Genomic DNA, 22,332 nt, shown 5'->3' on the forward strand with positions numbered 1-22,332 from the left:
TCACTCGAAGGGAGACTGGTCGTGGGGCGGGGCCATGCGCATGAAGTCGCCGATCCGGGTGAGCCCTGTGCGGAAGTGCAAGGCGCCGGAACGGGTCGCTATGTGCTGAAGGCGCTGGACAAGTCTGATCTGGACCTGGTGATGCGGACCGGCAGGTTGGCGACTTACCAGAACCGCGAACATCTGCTGCGCGAAGGCGAGCCGGCGAACGGCATCCACGTCATTTTGAGCGGGATCGTCGAAAGCACCCATGCCGGCACGCAAGGTCGCGAGCTGATGCTGGCGACGTGGGAAGCCGGCGACTTCGTCGGCGCCCCCTATATTCTCGGCAATCACCGCCATAGCTGGTCGGCGCGCGCGCTCGGGCGGGTCGAAGCTTTGCATCTCGACCAGGATGCCATCCGCCGCCTGATCGCACAGTCGCCCTCGTTCGCAGTCGCGCTGATCGAATGTCTCGGCTTCAAGGGCGAGACCTATTCGATGCTGGCGCAGACGCTGGCTGGGCAGAAGGCTGCGGAACGATTGGTGCTGCTACTGGTGAAGCTGTGCGAGAACGCGGCGCAGGACGAGAACGGTCCGATCTCGCTCGGCCGCCTCACGCAGGCCAATCTCGCGCGCATGATCGGCGCGACGCGGCAGTCGATCAGCCTCATTCTCAACCGTCTCCAGGACGAGGGCATCATCACGACCGGCCCGACCAAGATGGTCGTGAATGATCTCTCGGCGCTGAGGAAGCAGGTCACTGACTAAAGCGCGATGATGTCGTCATCGCGCTTTAGGCTTCGATGGTGCCAATCCCATGCAGCGCTGCACTTCACCCGGAACGTTGTAGGTGCGCATGATGTGGCGGCTGTCGCGCAAGCCGGACGCCTCGCGTTGCACCACGAACATCCAAAGCGCCTGGCCGGCTTCCAGCACCAGCTTGCGCCTCGCCGGTTGCATTGCCGCCGGCACTTCGGTTGCTGCGTGGGCGGCGTCGAACTCGCGCAAACGCGAGAGGCTCTGTTCGAGGGCGCGGCCCATCCGTCCCAGCGCCGAGGCCTGTTCCTGGACGATCTCGTAGTGGAGGATGTTGACCGGCGGGCGAAGATCACGAGACATGGCCGCAATATAGTGCGGCCCGGCCCGCAGGTGCAACGCGCGGCTACCTCGCCTTGTACGCCGCCAGGAACATCCGCGTTGCACTCTCCACCACCGCGCTCATGCGCTGTTCCGACGGCGCGGGCTCCGCCTGAAACACGAAGGGCAGGAACAGCGAGGCCTTGCACAGTTCCATGAACTGCGAGGCGGCAAGATCGCAATCATCTATCGAAAGATCGCCCGATGCGACACGTGCCTTGAGATAAGCGGAGAGGCGGTTGATGCTCTTGTCCAGCACGCGCGCATAGTAACGCCGGCCGACATCCGGCATGCGCTCGGCGATCGCCATCACGGTGCGGATCGCCGATCCGCCACCGGGCCGGCAGACCAAGTGAAGATAGGCGAGGCCGAACTCCTTCAGTGTGCTCTCGGCCTCGCGGCCGGAATCGAAACTGAACACGACCTGGCCGTGCTGGAGCGCCTCCTGTTCGACCATGGCTTCGAACAGCGCGCATTTGTCGGCGAAGTAGACGTAGAGTGTGCCCTTGGAAACCTGCGCGGCGCGCGCGATCTCGCCCATGCTGGCCCCGTCGAAGCCCAGATCCATGAACACCTTGCGTGCACCGTCCAGGATCTGGCGGCGCTTGGAATTGTCCTCATCCTGGACGATGCGCAATTGTTCGTTGGCAGCTACAACCATTGGTTTAGGGTCTCGGAAGGTTTTTGGATCCGGATTAAGCCATGAAACGCCAATAAAGGATTCGCGGCAGTAAGGTCCGTTGCGAATAATCGTATATTGACCGAACCGTTCGGTCAATGCTATTTGAGGTGCACGCGAGGCAATCGCCGCAACACGGCCGATCTCGGGTTGCGTTTTTTGGGAGGCCTTGATGGCCATATCGAGAGATCAGACGGCTCGCGTCCTTCGCCAAGGAACGGTGGAGGACCAGACGGGCGCTGATGCTGCCTCCGAGACACCCGCACCCCCTGCCGAGCAGCTACGCGCTCACGTGGCCGAGGAAACCAAGCGTCCGACCCGCGAGGCGCCGGAGCAGCCCGTGACCGACAAGCCCGCCGCACCTGCGCCGGACGCCGCCGCGACCAAGTCGGGTGCGCCCAAGTCCGGCAAGCGCAAATTCGTCCTGACCGGCGTCGGCCTCGCCCTCGCGCTCGCCGTTGCGGGCTATGCCGGCTATTACACCCTGGTCGGTCGCTTCTACATATCGACCGACGATGCCTATGTCCGCGCCAACAACACCATGCTCGGCGCGCGCGTTGCCGGCCACATCTCCTCGATCCTTGCCGGCGACAACACGCCGGTGCGTGCCGGCGACATCGTCCTCCGCATCGACGACGGCGACTACAGGATCGCGGTCGAGGCCGCCGCGACCAAGATCGCGACCCAGCAGGCCACCATCGATCGCATCGGCCGCCAGGTCGCAGCTCTCGACAGCCAGGTCGCGCAGGCCAAGGCGCAGCTCGTCTCCGCCGAAGCGGGCCTCAAGCGCGCCGACCTCGATTATGAGCGCCAGCAGGCGCTGAGCAGCAAGGGCTTTGCCTCGCGCGCCACCTTCGAAAGCTCGGAAGCCGGACGCGACCAGGGCGCCGCCGCGGTCAAGGCCGCGCGAGCCGCCTACGAGGTTGCCGTCAGCAATGTCGACGTCGCCAAGGCGCAGCAGGCCGAAGCGCAGGCCCAGCTCGCCGAGCTCAAGACCACGCTCGCCAAAGCCGAGCGCGACCTCGGCTTCACGGCGGTGCGCGCGCCGGTGAACGGCACGTTCTCGAACCGCCTTGTCAACACCGGCGACTTCGTCGCGGTCGGACAGCGCCTCGGCAACATCGTGCCGCTGGACGACGTCTATATCGACGCGAACTTCAAGGAGACACAGCTCAAGCGCATCCGCCCGGGCCAGCCGGTGACGATCAAGGTCGACGCCTACGGCATGCGCAAGTTCTCCGGCGTCGTCGACAGCATCGCGGCGGGCGCGGGGTCGGTGTTCACGCTGCTGCCGCCCGACAACGCCACCGGCAACTTCACCAAGATCGTGCAGCGCGTGCCGGTCCGCATCCGCGTGCCGAAATCGGTGGCGAAGCAGAACCTGCTCCGCGCCGGCATGTCGGTCTACGCCACCGTCGACACCAACAACGGCGCCGCCGACGCCGACAGCGCGGTCGATCTCGACGATCCCACCGCGGTCCATCCGCAGTAGGAACGGTGACATGAGTCGCGCCGCTGCCCCGAATGCAGGTGCGCTCCCTCTCCCGCTTGCGGGAGAGGGCTGGGGAGAGGGTGCTTCCACAATGGGACAATCCCCTAGAGGAGAAAGCCCTTACCCGCGCCTTCGGCGCGACCTCTCCCGCAAGCGGGAGAGGTGTAACCAACTCGCAGCTTGCTCCAGTCAGAGCTGACACATGGCCAACGCCACCACCGCTTCACCTGCCATGATGGCGGATCCCGCTTCGGAGCGCATTGCGCCGAAACGGCTGTTTGCGTTCATCATCATGGTGTTCGGGATGTTCATGTCGATCCTGGACATCCAGATCGTCTCGGCCTCCTTGAGCGAAATCCAGGCCGGGCTGTCGGCGAGCTCCAGCGAGGTCTCCTGGGTTCAGACCGCCTATCTGATCGCCGAGGTGATCGCGATCCCGCTGTCGGGATTCCTGTCGCGCGCCTTCGGCACGCGGCTGCTGTTCGCGATCTCGGCGGCCGGCTTCACCTTCTCGAGCCTGCTCTGCGGCTTCGCCACGACGATCGAGGAGATGATCCTCTGGCGCGCGCTGCAGGGCTTTCTCGGCGCCGGCATGATCCCGACCGTGTTCGCCTCGGCCTACACCGTCTTCCCGCGCACGAAATTCCACATCGTCGGTCCCATCATCGGTCTCGTCGCGACGCTGGCACCGACCATCGGGCCGACGGTCGGCGGCTACATCACCGACGCGATGTCGTGGAACTGGCTGTTCTTCATCAACGTCGTGCCCGGCATCGGCATCACCGTGGGCGTGCTGGCGCTGGTCGATTTCGACGAGCCGCATTTCGAGCTGCTCGATCGCTTCGACTGGTGGGGCCTGTTGTTCATGGCCAGCTTCCTCGGCACGCTGGAATATGTGCTGGAAGAGGGCCCGCAATATCAATGGATGCAGGACACATCGGTCGCGATCTGCGCCTGGATCTGCGCGATCTCGGCCATCGCCTTCTTCTGGCGCGTGTTCACGGCGGCCGAGCCGATCGTCAATCTGCGCACCTTCTCCGACCGCAATTTCGCCGTCGGATGCACGCTGCAATTCTGCATCGGCATCGGTCTCTACGGCCTGACCTACATCTATCCGCGCTATCTCGCCGAAGTGCGCGGCTACAGCGCGCTGATGATCGGCGATACCATGTTCGTCTCCGGCATCACCATGTTCCTGGTCGCACCGCTGGTCGGCCGGCTCATGGCCAAGCTCGACATGCGCTACATGATCGCGTTCGGCCTCGTCGTGTTCGCGATCGGCTCCTACCAGATGACCTGGATCACCCGCGAGTACGATTTCTACGAGCTGCTGGTGCCGCAGATCCTGCGCGGCATCGGCATGATGTTCGCGATGGTGCCGACCAACAACGTCGCGCTCGGCACGCTGGCACCTGACAAGGTGAAGAACGCGAGCGGCCTGTTCAACCTGATGCGCAATCTCGGCGGCGCGCTCGGCCTCGCCGTCATCAACACCGTGCTCAACGACCGCACCGACCTGCATATCACCCGTCTGCAGGAGCGCGTGACCTGGGGCAACGCCACCGCGACCGAAACCCTGAGCATGTTCATGCAGAAATTTCAGGGACTTGGCGATTCCACGCTGATGGCGATGAAGCAGCTTTCCCAGCTGGTTCATCGTCAGGCCGTGGTGATGAGCTTTGGCGATGCCTTCTTCATCCTGACGCTGTTCTATCTCGCCCTCAGTTTCCTGGTGGTGCTGCTGAAGAGACCGCCGTCGCCGTTCGGCGCCGGCGGCGACGCGCACTAATTTGCAACACTCGTGCGTGATCTCGCGCGAGCCCCGTTGCAATCGGCTGGCGACACATCTATAAAGCGCACCTCATTCATTCGAACCGGGGAGAGATTTGCATGATTTCGTCGCAATCGCAGATCGTACGCCCGCGCTCGATGATCACCTCGATGACGTTCTGGTTCGGTATGTACGCGGCCTGTTAGAGGCCTCTTCCGCCAGCTTCGATTGGGCCTAGGTTTTGGCCGAGCGTCCCGATCGCTTCGTTTCCCAAGTCAAATCTCAAATCAAAATCAGTCTTACGTGACGCCGTTGCGGCCTTTGGGCCGACTTGCGTCCATCGATGGAGCCGGCCCGCGCGAAGCGGCCGGATGATGCCATGACCGCTCTGTCCAAGAAGCCTGCGGCGATTCGCGTCGTGCTTCCCTTCGTGTTCAAGCATTGGCTGAAGCAGCCGGGGCGCGGCCTCGTCGTGGCCGGCGGCCTGCTCGGCGCAACCGCCGCCGATTTGTTCATGCCGGTCTTCTCCGGACACCTGATCGATGCGCTGACCCGCGGTCCGTCCGATCCCGATGCGCGGCACGCGGCGCTGGTCGCGTTCGGCGCCATCGTGGCGCTGGGTGCGGCCTCGATGGTGCTGCGGCTCGCGGGATTGCAGGCGATCGTGCCGTTCACGCTGCAGATCATGTCCGAGGTCGCGCAGGAGGCGTTCACGCGCGTGCAGCGCTTCTCGACCGACTGGCACGCGAACTCCTTTGCCGGCTCCACGGTCCGGAAGATCACCCGCGGCATGTGGGCGCTCGACCTGCTCAACGACACGCTGTTGCTCGCGCTGTTGCCTTCGTTCGTCGTTCTGATCGGCTCGATGATCCTGCTCGGCGTGCACTGGGCCTCGCTCGGCGCGGTGATCGCGCTCGGCGCGCTGGCCTATGTCACCATGACGGTGCTGTTCTCGACCCGCTTCATCGCGCCCGCGGCGCGCGTCTCCAATGCCTGGGACACCAAGGTGGGCGGCACGCTGGCGGATTCGCTGACCTGCAACGCCGTGGTGAAATCCTTCGGCGCGGAATTGCGCGAGGACGCGCGGCTCGCCCGCGTCATCAACCGCTGGGGCGTGCGCGTGCGGCGGACCTGGTTTCGCTACAACTACACCGCCATGGCGCAGCTCACGCTGCTGCTGGCCTTGCGCGCCTCGGTGATCGGCGGCTCCGTTTTGCTGTGGGTCTCCGGCTACGCCTCGCCGGGCGACGTCACCTATGTGCTGACGAGCTACTACGTGATCCACGCCTATTTGCGCGACGTCGGCATGCACATCAACAACCTCCAGCGCTCGGTAAACGACATGGAGGAGCTGGTGGCGATCCACGACGAGCCGATCGGCATCGCCGATGCGGCCAATGCGCAGCCGATCGCGATCGAAGGCGGCGAGATCGTGTTCGATGACGTCACGTTCCATTATGGCGGCCATCGTGCGCCGCTCTATGACGGGCTGTCGCTGACGATCCGCGCCGGCGAGCGGGTCGGCCTCGTCGGCCGCTCCGGCTCCGGCAAGACCACCTTCGTCAAGCTGGTGCAGCGGCTCTATGATGTCACCGGCGGCCGCGTGCTGATCGACGGGCAGGACATCGCGCTGGCCACGCAGCAATCGCTGCGCAGCCAGATCGCGATCGTGCAGCAGGAGCCGATCCTGTTTCACCGCACGCTCGCGGAGAACATCGCCTACGGCCGGCCCGGCGCCAGCCTCGAGGCGATCGAGCAGGCGGCGCGGCTTGCCAATGCGCACGACTTCATCCTGCGCCTGCCGAAGGGTTACGGCACCCTGGTCGGTGAGCGGGGCGTGAAATTGTCGGGCGGCGAGCGGCAGCGCGTGGCGCTGGCGCGCGCCTTCCTGGCGGATGCTCCGGTGCTGATCCTGGACGAGGCGACCTCGAGTCTCGATTCGGAATCGGAGGCGCTGATCCAGGAGGCGATGGAGCGGCTGATGAAGGGACGCACCTCCATCGTGATCGCGCACCGGCTGTCGACGGTGAAGAGCCTCGATCGCATCCTGGTGTTCGACCGCGGCGAGATCGTCGAGCAGGGCACGCACGCTCTGCTCGCGGCCAAGCCCGGCGGCATCTATCGCAGTCTGTTCGAGCGCCAGGTGGTGGAGCTCGGAGAGATCGCAGCAGCGGAATGACGCGCGTGGCCGGTGGACGAATGCCGGCCACGTCGCGTGAGGATGGAATGACATGAAAGACCTGACACACGGCTCGATCGTGCGACACATCCTGGCCATGGCGCCGCCGATCATGGCCGGCATGATCTCGATCATGCTCTGCCAGCTGGTCGATCTGTATTTCGTATCGAGCCTCGGCGATGCCGCCGTCGCGGGTGTCGCTGCGGCCGGCAATGCCGGCTTTCTCGTCAACGGGCTGATGCAGGTGCTCGGTGTCGGCGCGGGAGCACTGATCGCGCATGCCGTGGGGCGCAAGGACCGGCCGGATGCGAACCTGATCTTCAATCAGGGGATGGTGCTGTCAGTGCTGTTCGGATTGTTGACCCTGGTCGCAGGTGCCGCGCTGTCGCGCCCCTACATGCGTTCGATCGCCGCGGATCAAGCCACGATCGAGGCCGGGACCACTTATCTGCTCTGGTTCATGCCGGCGCTCGCGCTGCAATTCGCGACGCAGGTGATGGGAGCTGCGTTGCGCGCCACCGGGATTGTACGTCCCACCATGCTGGTGCAGGCGCTCGCCGTCGCCATCAATATCGCACTCGCGCCGGTTCTGATCGGGGGCTGGGGCACCGGCGCTGCGCTCGGGGTGCTCGGTGCCGGATTGGCGAGCTCGATCGCGGTGGCCATCGGCGTGCTGATACTGCTGGCGTATTTCCGCAAGGTCGAGCGCTATGTCGCCTTCGATCCGGCGCAGTGGCGTCAGCAGCCACGGCACTTGATGCGCATCCTCAATGTCGGCCTGCCGGCCGGCGGCGAGTTTGCGATGATGTTCATCTTCATGGCGGTGGTCTATTACGTGCTGCGCGACTTCGGCGCGGCGGCGCAGGCGGGCTTCGGCATCGGGCAGCGCGTGCTCGGCCTGATTCAGATGCCGGCGCTCGCGGTTGCGCTGGCGGCCGCGCCGATCGCCGGCCAGAACGTCGGTGCCGGCAACGGCGCGCGGGTGCGGGAAACCTTTGTCAAGACGGCGCTGATCACCACCGTCGTGGCGGTCGGCTTCATGATCCTCGCGCAGCTGAAGCCGGAACTGCTGCTGGCCGGGTTTTCCAACGACCGGGAGACGATGGCGATCGGCTTCCTGTTCCTGCGGATCATCTCGCTCAACATGGTGGCGCAAGGCCTCATCTTCACCTGCTCCAGCATGTTCCAGGGCCTCGGCAACACCAGGCCTGTGCTGGTCAGCTCGGTGACGCGCGTGTTCACCTATTCGCTGCCGGTGCTCTGGCTGTCGACGCGGCCGGGCTTCCGCATCGAGAATGTCTGGTATCTCTCGATCGCAGCGACGACGCTGCAGGCGGGCTTGAGCCTGTGGCTGCTGCGCCGCGAGTTTAGGAAGCGCTTCGCGTCGCAGGACGAGGCCGCGAAGGCAGTGGAAGCCGAGCCGGTCGCGCCTCCGGCCCGTGCTCCCGCGTAGCGAAAGTGACATCCCTCCCACGGCTCCCGCCAGCTTGCGGCGCCGTGGGGCTAATGCGCGCCAAGGCTGTTCCAGACGAGCGTCAGGCCCGACAGAAACAAGAGGGCGAGCACGATATCGCCGAAATGCTTGTCGTTCAGCGCATGATAGACGCGCGCGCCGGCCCAAGCGCCGATCAAGGTGCCCGGAAAGGCGACCAGCGCGAGCCAGACCACTTTGAGCTCGACGAGACCCGATGCGGTCTGCAGCAGCAGTGCGGTGGCGAGCACCGTGAAATTGAATAGCTGGAAGATGCCGCGCCGCTCGTGCTTGTTCCAGCCGCGGATGTTGGCCCACAGGATCGGCAGCGGGCCGGACAATCCGGCAAGTCCGCCCAGGATGCCGCCGGCAAATCCGATCGCGCCGTCGGCGATCCGGCCGCCGGATTTGATCGCGAGCGGCCTCTTGTTCAGATAGAGCGCCGTAGAGAAAACCAGGATCAGCACACCGACGCTCAGCTTGAACACTTTTGGATCGGCCGTGGCCACCATCATGGTGCCGAGCGGGACGCCGAGCAGGCCGCCGATCAGGAATGGCCAGACCAGCGAGAGGTTGAAGCTCTTCCACATCGAGGGCAGCGTCGAGCTCTGCGCGATCACCGAGCAGATCAGCACCAAGGGGACCGCGAGCGAGGGCGGCAGCACATAGAGCCAGATGCCGAGCGCCATCAGCGCCGTGCCGAAACCGGCCAGTCCCGAGACGAAGCCGCCGGCCAGCGCACCGAGCAGCAGCAGGACGTAGGTGAGCATTTCCAACAGACTGTCCTTGTCGCCAGGGGGCGATCCCGAGCCGATCGCCACGGCTCGCATAACATGCCTGCCGCCATGGAGGTCAATCCATGCCGCACGCAGGCGTGATCTGTCCGGCCATCGCCGCCGACCTAGACGATCTGCCTGCTGTCGGCAGGCTTCTGCAGCGCGCCGACCAGGATGCGCAGCGCCTCCGTCAATTCCGATCTGTTTCGTGCCGCGCCCAGCGAGACGCGCGCCGCATGCGGCGGTGCCCCGTCGACGGTGAAGGCATCGCCGGCGACGACCGCAAGCCCATTCCGCAGGAGGTGCGCGGCAAGATCGGGCCGCTCTTCCGGCAGTCGCAGCCAGAGATGATGCGCCGCGGGCCTGGCCAGGAACTGAAAACCTTTCAGCGCGCGTTGCGCGAGCTGTTGGCGGCCGACGGCTTCGTTGCGGATAGCGCTGATGATGCGATCGGCAACGCCGTTTTCGATCCAATGCGTCACCAGCGCGACCATCAGGGGCGCCGGCATCTGCACGGTCGCCTGCAAGGAGGTGCGCATGTCCCGCAGCGCGCCACTGTCGGGCGTCGTCAGATAGGCAACGCGCAGCGCCGGCGCGATGCATTTTGACAGCGTGGTCGCAAGATATGTTCGCTCCGGAATGAGGTTCGCGATCGGCGAGGCCGCGCGGTCGAGCAGCCCGTAGGCGTCGTCCTCGATCAGGATGGTGCCGGCATCGTGGATGATCTTCGCGATCGCGCCGCGCCGCTCGGCGGAAAGCGTCGCCGTGGTCGGATTGTGCAGCGTCGGAATGAGATAGACGGCTTTCGGCTTGTGCACGCGGCACGCCTTTGCCAGCGCATCCGGCAGGATGCCGTCCTCATCCATGGGGACACCGACGAGCTTGACGCCGAGCCGGGCCGCGGCGGCCTTGATGCCGGGGAAGGTGAGGGCTTCGGTCAGCACGGTGTCGCCGGGCCGCGCCAGATGGGCGAGCAGGCTGAAGAGGATCGTCTGTGCGCCGGGAAAGATCACCAGCCTGTCGGCCTGCGCATGCGCAACGCGGGCGCGCATCCAGCGCGCCGCGACCTCGCGCTCATGCGCGCTGCCGCCGGGCGGCTGGTAGTTGAGATACGCCGTCAGGCCCGATTGCGCGCGGAGGGCTTCCAGCCCGGCGATGATGCGCTCGTCGAGCTGCGCCTCCAGCGGGTGCGGCGGCACGTTCATCGACAGGTCGATCGCAACCGGGTGCGGCAGGTCGACCGCGCGGCGCGCGCTGGTCTCCGACACGAACGAGCCCTGTCCGACGCGAGCTTCCATGATGCCGCGGCGCCGCGCCTCGGTGTAGGCGCGCGTCACCGTGGTGAGGTCGATGCCGAGTGCCCTTGCGAGCGCGCGCTGCGTCGGCAGCTGTTGACCGCGCACCAGCCTGCCGGCGGCAATGTCGGCCTCCATGGCCTCGACGATCCGCTGATAGCGCGGGCCCGAAAGCTCCGAGATTGTAGGGATCCATTCCATGCAATTTGGGCCCATAACCTTTGAATGTATGGATGCAAGATATTATTGTATGGATCGTCGAAAAGGAAGAGGTGTGTTCATGTCTGTCTCTCTGGCGACGGTCTCTCTGGCCAAGGCGATGTGGCGCGGTTTCGGCGGCAAATGTCCGCATTGCGGGGAAGGGCACATGTTCGGCCGCTTCCTGAAGGTAGCGGAGGCTTGCGACCATTGCGGCGAGGAGCTGTTCCACCAGCGCGCCGACGACTTTCCCGCCTATCTCGTGATGGTCGTGGTCGGTCATCTCGTGGTGCCGGCGATCCTCGCGGTCGAGACCGCCTACGCGCCGCCGGAATGGCTGCAGCTCGCGGTGTGGCTGCCGGTGACGCTGTTCGCATCGCTCGCGCTGCTGCAACCGACCAAGGGTGCCATCGTCGGCCTGCAATGGCAGCTCGGCATGCACGGTTTCGAGGCGGGCAAGCTGCGGCGCGAGGCCGGCGAGCTTGCGCCGGTGCTGGTGAAGGACACGCGCGCCGCGTAAGCGGCGTTTACATCGCGCGGCCGGCCGCTACACTCCATCGTAGAAACAAGAACGATGGAAACGCCGATGGCCACGCGTGCGAAGACCTTCCTGCTCTGTCATGGCGCATGGTCCGGCGGATGGGCCTGGAAGAAGATGCACCCGCTGATCGCGCAGGCCGGCCACCGCCTGGTGGCGCCGACCTACATCGGGCTCGGCGAGCGCGCGCATCTGGCCAATCCTTCGGTCGATCTCCACACGCATATCCAGGATATCCTCAACGTCATCGCCTTCGAGGATCTCAGCGACATCGTGCTGCTCGGCCACAGCTACGGCGGCATGGTCGCGACCGGAGTCGCCGACCGCGCGCGCGAGCGCGTGACGCAGCTGATCTATCTCGATGCCTTCGTGCCGCGTGACGGCCAGTCGCTGTTCGACCTCAACGAGGGCGGACGCGAGCCGATGCGCAAGGCAGTCAGCTCGGGCGACGGCTATCGCATCCCGCCGAACCCGCCGCCGCCGGACACCGCGCAAGCCGATCTCGACTGGCTCAATGCGCGCCGTGTCCCGATGCCGATCAAGTGCTTCGAGGCGCGCTTGAGGCTCGAGCACGGCGAGCCGGCGATGCCGCGCAGCTACATCTATTGCACGCGTCTTCCGCCCGGCGATGTGTTCGGGCAGTTTGCGCAGCGCACGAAGAGGGAGGAGGGCTGGCGCTATGTCGAGCTCGACGCCAGCCACGCGCCGAATGTGACGGCGCCCGAGGCGTTGATGAAGGTGTTGAACGAGATCGTCGCGTAGCTCACAGCCGTCATTCCGGGGCTCGCGAAGCGAGAGCCCGGAATCCATCAGGCAGCGGAGTCGGTGGATAAATGGATTCCGGGTTCGTGCTGCGCACGCCCCGGAATGACAGCAGCCCAAATTGGTGAGGGGTCCGATGCGCTAGCATCGAACCCCTCGTTGCTTCCTTAGCAAGACGCGTTTTCTTCACGCGAACCGGAAACCCACTTCGCTCGAAAACGCTTTAGAGCATCAGCCGGCCTGTAAGCCGGGTTCTGTAGGGCACCGTCCGCTTGCGCGAACGATACGTGACGGCCATTCCTCTGGGACCATGTTTGCACACGGCCTCGAGCAACCTACCCGGACGGCGGGCCTGACATCGCCCCGCGGCGTTATCGCTTTCGCGAACAGCCCGCTTAAGCCGTCCCTATTCGGTTTTGCTCCCGGTGGGGTTTGCCCTGCCGGCTCCGTTGCCGGAACCGCGGTGCGCTCTTACCGCACCTTTTCACCCTTACTTCCTCCGAGGAGGGAGCGGTTTGTTCTCTGTGGCACTTTCCCTGGGGTCACCCCCGCCGGACGTTATCCGGCACCGCATGTCAAGGGAGCCCGGACTTTCCTCCCCGGCGGCCTTTCGGCACCTGCCGGAGCGGCCGTCCGGCCGACTGACGGCTTAGGCATGGGCATTTGTGACGGTTTCGTCAAGCCGATATCGCGAGGCACGCTCGGTCAGAAATAATTTATCCTGAAGATGTCGTTTGGCGCGCAACCCGTTCGACTGGATGTCGGCGATCCAGCCGAACAACAGGAGTGAAGCGATGCAATACCTGCTGATGATCTACCAGAACGAGGTCGAGTACGCGAAGAACGACGCGGCGACCAGCCAGAAAATGCTGGCCGAATACCAGACCTTCACGCAATCCATCATCCAGAGCGGCAATTTCAAGGCCGGCGACCGCCTGCAGCCGACCACGACCGCAACGACCGTGCGTGTGCGCGAGGGCAAGACGCTGACGACCGATGGTCCGTTCGCGGAAACGCGCGAGCAACTCGGCGGCTATTACCTGATCGAAGCCAAGGACCTCAACGCGGCCATCGAGATCGCGGCGCGGATTCCCAGCGCACGCATCGGCTCGATCGAGGTGCGGCCGATCTGGGTGTACGAGAAGTGACGGCTCCCACCTTCGTCATTCCGGGATGCGCCGCAAGGCGCAGGCCCGGAATCCATATCCCCGAATCGTGGTTATGGATTCCGGGCTCGCGGCTTTGCCGCGCCCCGGAATGACGAGAGGGGAGTGATCGCGTGACATGACCCCTGGCGAGATCGACAAAATCTTCCGCGACGAGGCGGGGCGGGCGCTGGCCACGCTGATCCGTCTCGTCGGCGATTTCGATCTCGCCGAGGACGCGCTTCAGGATGCGTTTGCGGTCGCGCTGGAACGCTGGGCGTGTGAGGTCCCCGACAATCCGCGCGCCTGGCTCGTCAATGTCGCCAAGCACAAGGTAATCGACCGCATCCGCCGCCAGGCCGTGTTCCGCGGCAAGCAGCAGGCGCTGGTGCACGAGCTCGAGCTGAATGCCCTGGGCCCCGACGAGCCGCCGGCGATGCTCGACGACGACATGCTGCGGCTGATCTTCACTTGCTGCCATCCCGCCTTCGCGCCCGAGGTGCAGGTCGCACTGACGCTGCGCACCGTCTGCGGGCTGTCGACGGCGCAGGTGGCACGCGCCTTCCTCGTCGGCGAGGAGGCGATGGCGCAGCGGCTCGTCCGCGCCAAGCAGAAGATCAGGCTTGCCGGCATCCCCTATGAGGTGCCGGAGCGCGAGGCGCTGGCGCCGCGGCTCGATGGCGTGCTCGCCGTGATCTATCTCGTCTTCACCGAAGGCTATGTCGCGACCGAGGGCGCGGACCTGATGCGGCCTGATCTGGCGACCGAGGCCATCCGGCTTGGCCGGCTGCTGAATCGGCTGATGCCCGATCGCGCCGGCATCAAGGGCCTGCTGGCCCTGATGCTGCTGCACGACGCGCGCCGCGCCGGGCGACAGACGCCGGCCGGAGACATCGTCCTGCTCGAAGAGCAGGACCGCGCGCTGTGGGACCGCGCGCAGATCGAGCAAGGCCTACGTCTGGTGGAGGACGCGCTGCGCGTGCCGGGCCGGCCGCAGCCCTATGCGGTGCAAGCCGCGATCGCAGCGCTGCATGCGCGTGCGCCGAGCTTCGAGGCGACCGACTGGCCGCAGATTGCGGGGCTATACGAGGTGCTGCTGCGCATCAATCCGTCGCCCGTGATCGAGCTCAACCACGCCGCGGCGGTGTCGATGGTCGATGGGCCGGCACGTGCGCTCGATCTCGTCGACGCGATCGCCGCGCGCGGCGGGCTTCGCGGCTATGAGTTGCTACCGGCAGTGCGCGCGGATTTGTTGCGGCGGCTCGGCAGGATGGACGAGGCACGCGAGGCCTATCGTGCGGCGACCGCGGCGACGCAGCTCGAGCCGTTGCGGAGGCTCTATGCGCGACGGATGAGGGAGATGGGGTAGGGGCCTCACATGCCGTCATTGCGAGCGCAGCGAAGCAATCCAGGCTATCACCGCGGAGACAGTCTGGATTGCTTCGTCGCAAGAGCTCCTCGCAATGACGGCGTGCGCAACGCCGTCACGTCGACGCGACCGGCGTTGCTTCCGCCGGCAGGCTCGCCAGCAGCGCCTGCAAGGTCGACAGCGTCGAGTGATCGGCGACGCCGTCCAGCCGCGCCGGGCGGAAATGGCGCTGGAAGGCGGTGACGACTTCCATCGTGGCAGCGTCGTACTTGCCGTTCAGGGGCACGCCATAGCCGTACCTTGCCAGCGCCTGCTGCATGCTCAGCACCGCGTCGCTGATGGTGCCGAGCATCAGGCTCTCGCCGCGGATGATCGGTGCGGGCGTCACCCAGTGGCCGACGCCGGAATTGGCGAGCGAATGCCACGGAAATTTCTCGCCGGGATCCTTCTTGCGGGCGGGCGCGACGTCGGAATGGCCGAGCACCCGGTGCGCCGGCACCTTGCGGCGCAGCATGATGCCGCGGCACAGCGCGATGACGGCGGCGATCTGGCGCAGCGGAAACTCCGGATAGCCCCAGTCATGGCCGCGATTGATGATCTCGATGCCGATCGAGCAGGAGTTGATGTCGTCCTCGCCGGCCCAGGAGGAGACGCCGGCGTGCCAGGCCCGCTTGGCCTCGGGCACGCATTGCACGATGCGGCCGTCCTCCAGCACGACATAATGCGCCGACACTTCGGTGCCGGCGGTGCAGAGGCGCGCCAGCGCGCCCTCGACATCGGGCATGCCGGTGTAGTGCAGCAGGATCATGTCCGGCTGCCGTCCCTTGCTGCGCTCGCCATGGTTCGGCGAGGGGATGATGTCCGAGACGATCGAGGAATCGGGCTCGAACGTGCGCAGGCCTGCCACGGTCTTGGGAACCGGGAGAACGCGGTGACGCTTCGAATCAGATCCAGACGGCGTGGACGAACCGGAGGGCATGAGCAGCTCGGACGGACGGAGAGTGGGGCAAGCCCTTCTCTTTACTATTCCTTTACCCTCCATCGCGCGCAATCGCGCGGCGCGGTTAACGGATTCATTTTGGCGATGTGTGTGGATGAAGCATCACTGCCCTCGATACCTTTCCACTTGTCACGAACCGAGCAACGCTTTCTTAACGCTAAGGGCCGTTACTGAGGGATGAAGAGCCGACCCGCGTCCGGAGGCGGCCAAAGCGTATTTTGGCTCGAAATCCCATGGCTGCCCGACAAATTCCACTGGGAACACTGGGTTTGTGGCCCGGGACGGCCGGGCTCGGTAACCATGCTGGACAGGGGCTTTGTCGTGGAACCGCCGCGACGCGCAATGATTCGAGGCGTTATGGGCTTGTTCGGCCCCGATCTCGCTTGGGTATCGGGCCGGGCGGTCGGCAGGCGTTGCGCATGAGCTCGGCTCCGCACATTCCCGTTCTTGGCCGTGAGGCCATCGCCCATCTCGCCCCGCGCGAGGGCGGCGTCTACGTCGACGCCACTTTTGGTGCCGGCGGCTATAGCCGCGCGATCCTGGAGATGCCGGGAACCCGACTCATCGCCATCGATCGCGACCGCACTGCGATTGCCGGCGGTGCCGAGCTGGTCGAACGCTCCGCGGGTCGGCTGACGCTGGTCGAGGACCGCTTCTCCAACCTCGCAGAGGTCTGCGCCGCGCAAGGCGTCGACGGCATCGATGGCGTCGTGATGGATGTCGGCGTATCCTCGATGCAGCTCGACCAGGCCGGCCGCGGCTTCTCCTTCCGCCTCGACGGTCCGCTCGACATGCGGATGGGGCAGACAGGCCCGACCGCGGCGGACGTCGTCGCGCGCGCCTCCGAAGGCGATCTCGCCGACATCATCTATCTCTTCGGCGAGGAGCGGCATTCGCGCCGCATCGCCCGCGCCATCGTGGCGGACCGGCAGGACACTCCGTTCACGACCACACGCGCACTCGCCGATCTCGTCGGCAGGGTCGTGCGATCGAAGCCCGGCGACATTCACCCGGCGACGCGGACGTTCCAGGCGCTGCGCATCTTCGTCAACGAAGAGCTCGAGGAACTCCAGACGGCGCTCGCTGCGGCCGAGCGCGTGCTGAAGCCCGGCGGGCGCCTCGTCGTCGTCTCGTTCCATTCGCTGGAAGACCGCATCGTCAAGAATTTCCTCTCCGAGCGTTCCAAGACCGGCGGCGGCTCGCGGCATCTGCCGGAAGTCGCGCAAATTGCGCCGAGTTTCCAGCTGCTGACGCGGCGGCCGGTCGTCGCCGGCGAGGACGAAGTTGCGCACAATCCGCGCGCGCGCTCGGCAAAGCTGCGCGCCGCCGAGCGCAGCTCGGCGCCGGCGCATGAGATCGATGAGGCATCGTCCTGGCCCAAGCTCGCCGACGTGATGAGGGGCGGCTAGCGCATGCGCATCATCCACCTCCTCGTCATCGGTGCGCTGATCTTCGCAGCCGCCCATGTCTACCGCATCAAGATGGACTCCACGGCGCGTACCGAGAAGGTGCTGCGGCTGCGTGCGGAGATCCGCGAGCAGCGCGATGCGATCGCGGGACTGCGGGCCGAGTGGGCCAAGCTCGATGCGCCTCACCGCCTGCAAGGGCTGTCCGACCGGCATCTGCACCTCAAGCCGGTCAACGGCACGCAATATGATTCGCTGAAGAACCTGCCGGAACGTCCACCGCGGATGTTCAGGCCGGGCGAGCCCGATCCGATCGGGGCCATGCTCAAGACCATCGAAGCCGCGAGCGATCCCGACACGGTCACGGGCTCCGTGCCTCAGCGCGAGGACAAGCAATGAGCCCGGCAACGCCTGCAAGACCAACCGAAAAGTCGACCGAGCGGTCAGTTGAACCCTGGCGGCGGCGGCTGATCCGAAGCCTGCTCTACGGGCGCAACGTCGATCGCGCCGCGAAGGCGCGCGCGCGCGTCGGCCTTGCGATGCTTGCCTTCGCTTCGGTCTACGCCCTGATCGGCGGGCGGCTCGTGATGTTCGCGATCGGCGCCGACGCCCACAGCGCGCGCCGCGCCGCGGCGCAGGAGGTGGTTGCGACCGCGCGACCCGACATCGTCGACCGCAACGGCGCGATCCTTGCCACCGACGTCAAGGCGGCGAGCCTGTTCGGCGAACCGCGCCGCATCATCGACAAGGACGAGGCGATCGAGCTCTTGACCGCGACCATTCCCGACCTCGACGAGGCCGAGGTGCGCGAGCGCCTGAAGACGCGCAAGGGCTTCGTCTGGCTCAAGCGCGAGGTCACGGCGGCGCAGCAGCAGGCCGTCCACAAGCTCGGCATTCCCGGCATCGGCTTCCTGCGCGAGAACAAGCGGGTCTATCCGACCGGCAACGAGGTCGCCCACCTCATCGGTCTCGTCAACATCGACAACCAGGGGATCGCCGGCCTCGAGAAGTGGCTCGACAATCAGGGGCTCGCCGATCTCCACCGGGCCGGCTTCGCCACCGACCGGCTGCAGAAGCCGATCGAGCTCGCGGTCGATCTGCGCGTCGAGCATGCGCTGCGCGACGAGCTCGTGAAGGCCAAGGACAAGTTCCACGCCAAGGCTGCCTCCGGCATCGTCTCCAACGTCAAGACCGGCGAGATCGTGGCGATGGTCTCGCTGCCCGACTTCGACCCCAACAATCCGAAGGAAGCGCACGACCCCGACCGGATCAACCGCCTGACCACCGGCGTCTACGAGATGGGCTCGACCTTCAAGGCGTTCACGCTGGCGATGGCGCTCGATTCCGGCAAGATCAATCTGAACTCGATGTGGGACGCGCGCGGAAACCTGCACTACGGCAAGTTCACGATCCACGACAGTCATCCGCTCGGGCGTTTCATCAACACCAAGGAAGTGTTCACCTACTCCTCCAACATCGGCGCGGCGCGGATCGCGCTCGGGCAGGGCGTGGAGGCGCACAAGGCCTTCCTCGCCAAGATGGGCCAGATGACGCGGCTGCGCACCGAATTGCCGGAGAGCGCGGCGCCGCTGCTGCCGCGGCGCTGGAGCGAGCTGAACACGGTCACCGCTGCGTTCGGCCAGGGCCTGTCGGTGGCGCCGCTGCAGGCGGTGATGGGTATCAACGCGCTCGTGAACGGCGGCTATCTGGTTCCGCCGACATTCATGAAACGCAGCGAGTCCGAAGCCATGGCGATGGCCAAGCGCGTCATCAAGCCGGAGACCAGCGACAAAATGCGGTTCCTGATGCGGCTCAATGCTGAGATCGGCACCGCCAAGACCGCCGACGTCAAAGGCTATTACGTCGGCGGCAAGACCGGCACGTCCGAGAAGGTCATCAATGGCCGCTACGCCAAGAAGCGCGTCCTCAACTCCTTCACGGCCATCCTGCCCTGCGACGATCCCAAATATCACGTCCTGATCATGCTGGACGAGCCTCAGGCGATACCTGAAACGAAGGGCTTCATCACCTCGGGCTGGAACGCGGTGCCCACTGGGGGCAAGGTGATCGAGCGGATCGCGCCGCTTCTCGGCGTCGAGCCGCGGTTCGACCTGCCGCCGTCCGAGCGCCTTATTCTTGCAGCATCCAGGACAACCCAGTAATCAACCGGGTGGGCCATCGCCGGTGCTGAGTCGGGATTTTCCTTCAGATTCGGCTTTCGGTCAGGGCATGTCGACTGGAAGACCATGAAGCTGCGCGACCTCTTGGGTCAGGATGTTCCGGGCAATGATGCCGCGATCGAGCCCGCTGCCGCGGCGCTCGAGGTGAGCGGCGTTGCGCTCGACAGCCGCGCGGTGAAGCCGGGCGATCTCTTCTTCGCGCTGGCAGGCAGCAAGACCGACGGCGCCCGCTTCGTCGATGCTGCGGTCGCCGCCGGCGCGGTGGCCGTCGTCGGTGACCACGCACCGGCCGCCTGCAAGGTGCCGTTCATCGCGGTCGCCAATCCGCGCCGCGCGCTGGCACTGGCCGCGGCAAGATTTTTCCCGGCGCAGCCTGCGACGATCGCCGCGGTGACCGGAACCAGCGGCAAGACCTCGGTCGCCGCGTTCACGCGCCAGATCTGGGAGCGGCTCGGGCACGCCTCCGCCAGCATCGGCACCATCGGTCTCGTGTCGCAAAAGCGCACCGTTTACGGCTCGCTGACCACGCCGGATCCGATCGCGCTGCACCGGCAGTTAGATGAGATCGCGCGCGAGGGTGTCACGCATCTCGCGTTCGAGGCGTCCTCGCACGGGCTCGATCAATATCGACTCGATGGCGTGCGCATCTCGGCCGGCGGCTTCACCAACCTCTCGCGCGACCACATGGATTACCATCCGACCGTTGCGCATTACCTCGCGGCCAAGCTCCGCTTGTTCCGCGAGCTGGTGCCGCCTGATGGCGCCGCGGTGATCTCGGCCGATCATGATTGCTCGGCGGAGGTGATCGATGCGGCGACTTCGCGCGGCCTGCGCGTCATGGCAGTCGGCCGCAACGGCGATGGCGCAGGCGAGGGCATCCGCCTCACGGAGGCCGTCGTCGACGGTTTCTCGCAAAAGCTCACGATCGAACATCGCGGCAGGACTCACGCGATCCGGCTGCCGCTGGTCGGCGAATTCCAGATCGAGAATGCGCTGGTGTCGGCCGGCCTTGCCATCGGCACCGGCAGCGATGCTGATAACGTGTTTGCGAGCCTCGAACATCTCGGAGGCGCCAAGGGCCGGCTCGAGCGCGTCGGCGAGCGCAACGGCGCGCCGATCTTCGTCGATTACGCGCACAAGCCGGACGCGCTGGCGAAGGCGCTGCAGGCGCTGCGGCCCTATGCCAAGCGCAGGCTGGTCGTCGTGTTCGGCGCCGGCGGCGACCGCGATGCCGGCAAGCGTCCGATCATGGGCGAGATCGCGGCGGAGAATGCCGATGCCGTCATCGTCACCGACGACAATCCGCGCAGCGAGAAGCCGGAAGCCATCCGCGCCGCGATCCTCGCCACCGCGAAGGGCGCCCGCGAGATCGGCGACCGCGCCGAGGCGATCCGCGCCGCGATCGAGGACCTGCAGGAGGGCGATGCGCTGCTCATCGCCGGCAAGGGCCACGAGACCGGGCAGATCGTCGGCGGCCAGACGCTGCCCTTTAGTGATCACGAGGCGGTCGCCGCCGCACTAACGTCGAGGGTTGCATGAGCGGGCCAATATGGACGGTTGCCGAGGTCGCGCGTGCGCTGGGCGCCGCCGGATCGTTCCCTGAGACGGCAATCGATTTCGTCACCCAGGACAGCCGCCTGGTGAAGCCGGGCAGCCTGTTCGTCGCGCTCAGCGGCACGCCGAGCGGCGGCTTCGTCTCGGCTTTCGCCAGCGCGCGCGACGGCTGGGAATTCGCCGACAAGGCGGAAGCTTCTGGCGCGGTCGCGATCATCGTGCCGCACGAGATCGCGGGCATCCGCATTCCCCAGATCGTCGTCAAGGACACGCTGATCGACGGCCTCTGGGGCCTCGCCCGCGCCGCACGCGCGCGCTTCAATGGCCCGGTGATCGGGCTCACCGGCAGCGCCGGCAAGACCAGCACCAAGGAATTTCTCGCCGCCTATCCGAATGCCTATGCCAGCCCGTCGAGCTTCAACAATTTCTGGGGCGTGCCGCTGACGCTGTGCAATGCCAGGCGGGACGCCAGCCTCTGGGTCGTCGAGATGGGCATGAACCAGCAAGGCGAGATCGCCCGGCTCAGCGAGCTCACGCAGCCGACCGTCGCGCTCGTCGTCAACGTCCAGCCGGTGCATCTGGAAAAGCTCGGCTCGCTCGAGGCCATCAGGCGCGAGAAGGTGTCGATCGCGCTCGGCCTGCCCGAGGACGGCGTGCTGGTGCTGCCGGCCGGAATCAAGGCTTCCGAGTGGAAGGGCAAGGTCGTGCGCTTCGGCGGCGAGCATGCCGAGGTGCACGAGGTTGCGCACGCGCCCCACGGCGAGAGCTGGCAGGTCGTGGCCGCGATCGGCAAGAAGGAGATCGCCTTCAGCCTCACCCCTGGCGCGCCGCACCGGGTGCACAATGCGCTGGCTGCGCTCGCCTCGGTTCATGCCGCGCGTCTCGATGTCGCGACGCTCGCGGTCAAGCTCGATCGCGTCGGCATCATGACCGGCCGCGGCGTCGAGCAGGCCATCGGCGACATCACGGTGATCGACGACAGCTTCAACGGCAATCCGGCCAGCGTGGCGGCGGCGCTGCAAAGCCTGCAGGCGCGCAACATGAGCGGTGGCCGCCGCATCGCCATTCTCGGCGACATGCTCGAGCTCGGCGAGGACGCACCGAGCTATCACACCGGCCTCGCCAGGCATCTCGACGGCATCGACGGCGTCTTTTGCGTCGGGCCGCTGATGCGCCACCTGTTCGACGCATTGCCAGCGGGCAAGGGCCTCGGCTGGCATGACGATCCCGCCACGCTGAAACCGGCCGAGGTCGCAAATCTGCTGAAGGCAGGCGACGTCGTGGTTGTCAAGGGCAGCAAGAAGATGTTCTGGGTCAACAAGTTTGTGCCGGGGCTGGTGGCCGCCTTGCAGGCAAAGGCGTAAACTGCTTGGAAGGCGCCGTTCCCGAATCCCACCC

General features: G+C 66.0%; 19 protein-coding genes and 1 other RNA gene. 14 read left to right on the top strand and 6 right to left on the bottom strand.

Translation table 11 applies throughout. From position 1 onward, the window contains the following. The first annotated feature begins 21 nt into the window (after positions 1-21). Positions 22-750, top strand: a complete 729-nt coding sequence (locus XI05_RS06635) for a Crp/Fnr family transcriptional regulator (RefSeq protein ID WP_172787224.1) — start codon at positions 22-24, stop codon at positions 748-750. Positions 751-765: 15 nt separating this feature from the next. On the opposite strand, the gene XI05_RS06640 is transcribed toward XI05_RS06635, so the two are convergent. After that, positions 766-1,101, bottom strand: coding sequence for a DUF6665 family protein (locus XI05_RS06640; RefSeq protein ID WP_271500602.1), 336 nt, complete (start codon positions 1,099-1,101; stop codon positions 766-768). A gap of 43 nt (positions 1,102-1,144) precedes the next feature. Beyond that, positions 1,145-1,780 (bottom strand): TetR/AcrR family transcriptional regulator, encoded by a 636-nt coding sequence (locus XI05_RS06645; RefSeq protein ID WP_271500606.1) that lies wholly within the window; start codon positions 1,778-1,780, stop codon positions 1,145-1,147. A gap of 190 nt (positions 1,781-1,970) precedes the next feature. Between XI05_RS06645 and XI05_RS06650 the strand changes: the two genes are divergently transcribed. From XI05_RS06650 to XI05_RS06665, 4 genes are all read left to right on the top strand, one after another. Continuing rightward, entirely contained in the window at positions 1,971-3,290 is a 1,320-nt protein-coding gene (locus XI05_RS06650; protein ID WP_271499894.1) for an HlyD family secretion protein, read from the top strand. Between the two features lie 202 nt (positions 3,291-3,492). Next, entirely contained in the window at positions 3,493-5,079 is a 1,587-nt protein-coding gene (locus XI05_RS06655; protein ID WP_271499895.1) for a DHA2 family efflux MFS transporter permease subunit, read from the top strand. Positions 5,080-5,440: 361 nt separating this feature from the next. After that, complete coding sequence (locus XI05_RS06660) at positions 5,441-7,240, top strand: ABC transporter ATP-binding protein (protein ID WP_271499896.1); 1,800 nt, start codon at positions 5,441-5,443, stop codon at positions 7,238-7,240. Between the two features lie 52 nt (positions 7,241-7,292). Next, a complete protein-coding gene (locus XI05_RS06665) occupies positions 7,293-8,693 on the top strand; it encodes an MATE family efflux transporter (RefSeq protein WP_271499897.1) in 1,401 nt (466 codons plus the stop codon). 50 nt (positions 8,694-8,743) lie between these two features. Here the strand turns inward: XI05_RS06665 and XI05_RS06670 are convergent, their stop codons facing one another. Both XI05_RS06670 and XI05_RS06675 read right to left on the bottom strand, forming a co-directional pair. Next, positions 8,744-9,487, bottom strand: coding sequence for a sulfite exporter TauE/SafE family protein (locus XI05_RS06670; RefSeq protein WP_271499898.1), 744 nt, complete (start codon positions 9,485-9,487; stop codon positions 8,744-8,746). Between the two features lie 125 nt (positions 9,488-9,612). Further along, positions 9,613-10,983, bottom strand: coding sequence for an aminotransferase-like domain-containing protein (locus tag XI05_RS06675; RefSeq protein WP_271499899.1), 1,371 nt, complete (start codon positions 10,981-10,983; stop codon positions 9,613-9,615). Between the two features lie 79 nt (positions 10,984-11,062). Between XI05_RS06675 and XI05_RS06680 the strand changes: the two genes are divergently transcribed. Together XI05_RS06680 and XI05_RS06685 are read left to right on the top strand one after the other, a co-directional pair. Continuing rightward, positions 11,063-11,500 carry a DUF983 domain-containing protein gene (locus XI05_RS06680; protein WP_442869234.1) on the top strand — a complete coding sequence of 146 codons (438 nt, stop codon included), beginning with the start codon at positions 11,063-11,065 and terminating at the stop codon, positions 11,498-11,500. A 66-nt stretch (positions 11,501-11,566) separates the two neighbouring features. Beyond that, the gene (locus tag XI05_RS06685; protein WP_271499901.1) at positions 11,567-12,280 is read left to right on the top strand and encodes an alpha/beta fold hydrolase; all 714 of its coding nucleotides are present in this window, start codon (positions 11,567-11,569) and stop codon (positions 12,278-12,280) included. Between the two features lie 227 nt (positions 12,281-12,507). Here the strand turns inward: XI05_RS06685 and rnpB are convergent. Continuing rightward, positions 12,508-12,925: RNase P RNA component class A (gene rnpB, locus XI05_RS06690), an RNA gene on the bottom strand. 149 nt (positions 12,926-13,074) lie between these two features. On the opposite strand from rnpB, the gene XI05_RS06695 reads away from it, so the two are divergent. Both XI05_RS06695 and XI05_RS06700 read left to right on the top strand, forming a co-directional pair. After that, positions 13,075-13,428: a YciI family protein gene (locus tag XI05_RS06695; protein WP_271500610.1), complete on the top strand. Its 354-nt coding sequence runs from the start codon at positions 13,075-13,077 to the stop codon at positions 13,426-13,428. Positions 13,429-13,564: 136 nt separating this feature from the next. After that, positions 13,565-14,794, top strand: coding sequence for an RNA polymerase sigma factor (locus tag XI05_RS06700; protein ID WP_271499902.1), 1,230 nt, complete (start codon positions 13,565-13,567; stop codon positions 14,792-14,794). Between the two features lie 115 nt (positions 14,795-14,909). On the opposite strand, the gene XI05_RS06705 is transcribed toward XI05_RS06700, so the two are convergent. Next, positions 14,910-15,773 (bottom strand): N-acetylmuramoyl-L-alanine amidase, encoded by an 864-nt coding sequence (locus tag XI05_RS06705; RefSeq protein WP_271499903.1) that lies wholly within the window; start codon positions 15,771-15,773, stop codon positions 14,910-14,912. A gap of 440 nt (positions 15,774-16,213) precedes the next feature. On the opposite strand from XI05_RS06705, the gene rsmH reads away from it, so the two are divergent. The 5 genes from rsmH to XI05_RS06730 all read left to right on the top strand — a co-directional run bounded on the left by rsmH (position 16,214) and on the right by XI05_RS06730 (position 22,298). Next, positions 16,214-17,203: a 16S rRNA (cytosine(1402)-N(4))-methyltransferase RsmH gene (gene rsmH, locus XI05_RS06710; protein ID WP_271499904.1), complete on the top strand. Its 990-nt coding sequence runs from the start codon at positions 16,214-16,216 to the stop codon at positions 17,201-17,203. A 3-nt stretch (positions 17,204-17,206) separates the two neighbouring features. Then, complete coding sequence (gene ftsL / locus XI05_RS06715; protein ID WP_212254604.1) at positions 17,207-17,599, top strand: cell division protein FtsL; 393 nt, start codon at positions 17,207-17,209, stop codon at positions 17,597-17,599. Continuing rightward, complete coding sequence (locus XI05_RS06720; protein ID WP_271499905.1) at positions 17,596-19,362, top strand: peptidoglycan D,D-transpeptidase FtsI family protein; 1,767 nt, start codon at positions 17,596-17,598, stop codon at positions 19,360-19,362. The genes ftsL and XI05_RS06720 overlap by 4 nt, the downstream gene beginning before the upstream one ends. An 84-nt stretch (positions 19,363-19,446) precedes the next feature. Then, on the top strand, positions 19,447-20,919 hold the full coding sequence (locus XI05_RS06725) for a UDP-N-acetylmuramoyl-L-alanyl-D-glutamate--2,6-diaminopimelate ligase (protein WP_271499906.1): 1,473 nt from the start codon (positions 19,447-19,449) through the stop codon (positions 20,917-20,919). Continuing rightward, positions 20,916-22,298, top strand: a complete 1,383-nt coding sequence (locus XI05_RS06730) for a UDP-N-acetylmuramoyl-tripeptide--D-alanyl-D-alanine ligase (RefSeq protein WP_271499907.1) — start codon at positions 20,916-20,918, stop codon at positions 22,296-22,298. Before XI05_RS06725 ends, XI05_RS06730 begins: the two co-directional genes overlap by 4 nt. The last annotated feature ends 34 nt before the right edge of the window (positions 22,299-22,332 follow it).

It is taken from the genome of Bradyrhizobium sp. CCBAU 11357 (assembly GCF_028128865.1).
Classification (GTDB): domain Bacteria; phylum Pseudomonadota; class Alphaproteobacteria; order Rhizobiales; family Xanthobacteraceae; genus Bradyrhizobium.

Coding starts and splice junctions, on each gene's coding strand:
- XI05_RS06655 (WP_271499895.1), top strand. CDS start 3,493: ATGGCCAACGCCACCACCGCTTCACCTGCCATGATGGCGGATCCCGCT.
- XI05_RS06650 (WP_271499894.1), top strand. CDS start 1,971: ATGGCCATATCGAGAGATCAGACGGCTCGCGTCCTTCGCCAAGGAACG.
- XI05_RS06665 (WP_271499897.1), top strand. CDS start 7,293: ATGAAAGACCTGACACACGGCTCGATCGTGCGACACATCCTGGCCATG.
- rsmH (WP_271499904.1), top strand. CDS start 16,214: ATGAGCTCGGCTCCGCACATTCCCGTTCTTGGCCGTGAGGCCATCGCC.
- XI05_RS06700 (WP_271499902.1), top strand. CDS start 13,565: ATGACCCCTGGCGAGATCGACAAAATCTTCCGCGACGAGGCGGGGCGG.
- XI05_RS06725 (WP_271499906.1), top strand. CDS start 19,447: ATGAAGCTGCGCGACCTCTTGGGTCAGGATGTTCCGGGCAATGATGCC.
- XI05_RS06660 (WP_271499896.1), top strand. CDS start 5,441: ATGACCGCTCTGTCCAAGAAGCCTGCGGCGATTCGCGTCGTGCTTCCC.
- XI05_RS06730 (WP_271499907.1), top strand. CDS start 20,916: ATGAGCGGGCCAATATGGACGGTTGCCGAGGTCGCGCGTGCGCTGGGC.
- ftsL (WP_212254604.1), top strand. CDS start 17,207: ATGCGCATCATCCACCTCCTCGTCATCGGTGCGCTGATCTTCGCAGCC.
- XI05_RS06645 (WP_271500606.1), bottom strand. CDS start 1,780: ATGGTTGTAGCTGCCAACGAACAATTGCGCATCGTCCAGGATGAGGAC.
- XI05_RS06680 (WP_442869234.1), top strand. CDS start 11,063: ATGTCTGTCTCTCTGGCGACGGTCTCTCTGGCCAAGGCGATGTGGCGC.
- XI05_RS06705 (WP_271499903.1), bottom strand. CDS start 15,773: ATGCCCTCCGGTTCGTCCACGCCGTCTGGATCTGATTCGAAGCGTCAC.
- XI05_RS06640 (WP_271500602.1), bottom strand. CDS start 1,101: ATGTCTCGTGATCTTCGCCCGCCGGTCAACATCCTCCACTACGAGATC.
- XI05_RS06685 (WP_271499901.1), top strand. CDS start 11,567: ATGGCCACGCGTGCGAAGACCTTCCTGCTCTGTCATGGCGCATGGTCC.
- XI05_RS06695 (WP_271500610.1), top strand. CDS start 13,075: ATGCAATACCTGCTGATGATCTACCAGAACGAGGTCGAGTACGCGAAG.
- XI05_RS06720 (WP_271499905.1), top strand. CDS start 17,596: ATGAGCCCGGCAACGCCTGCAAGACCAACCGAAAAGTCGACCGAGCGG.
- XI05_RS06675 (WP_271499899.1), bottom strand. CDS start 10,983: ATGGAATGGATCCCTACAATCTCGGAGCTTTCGGGCCCGCGCTATCAG.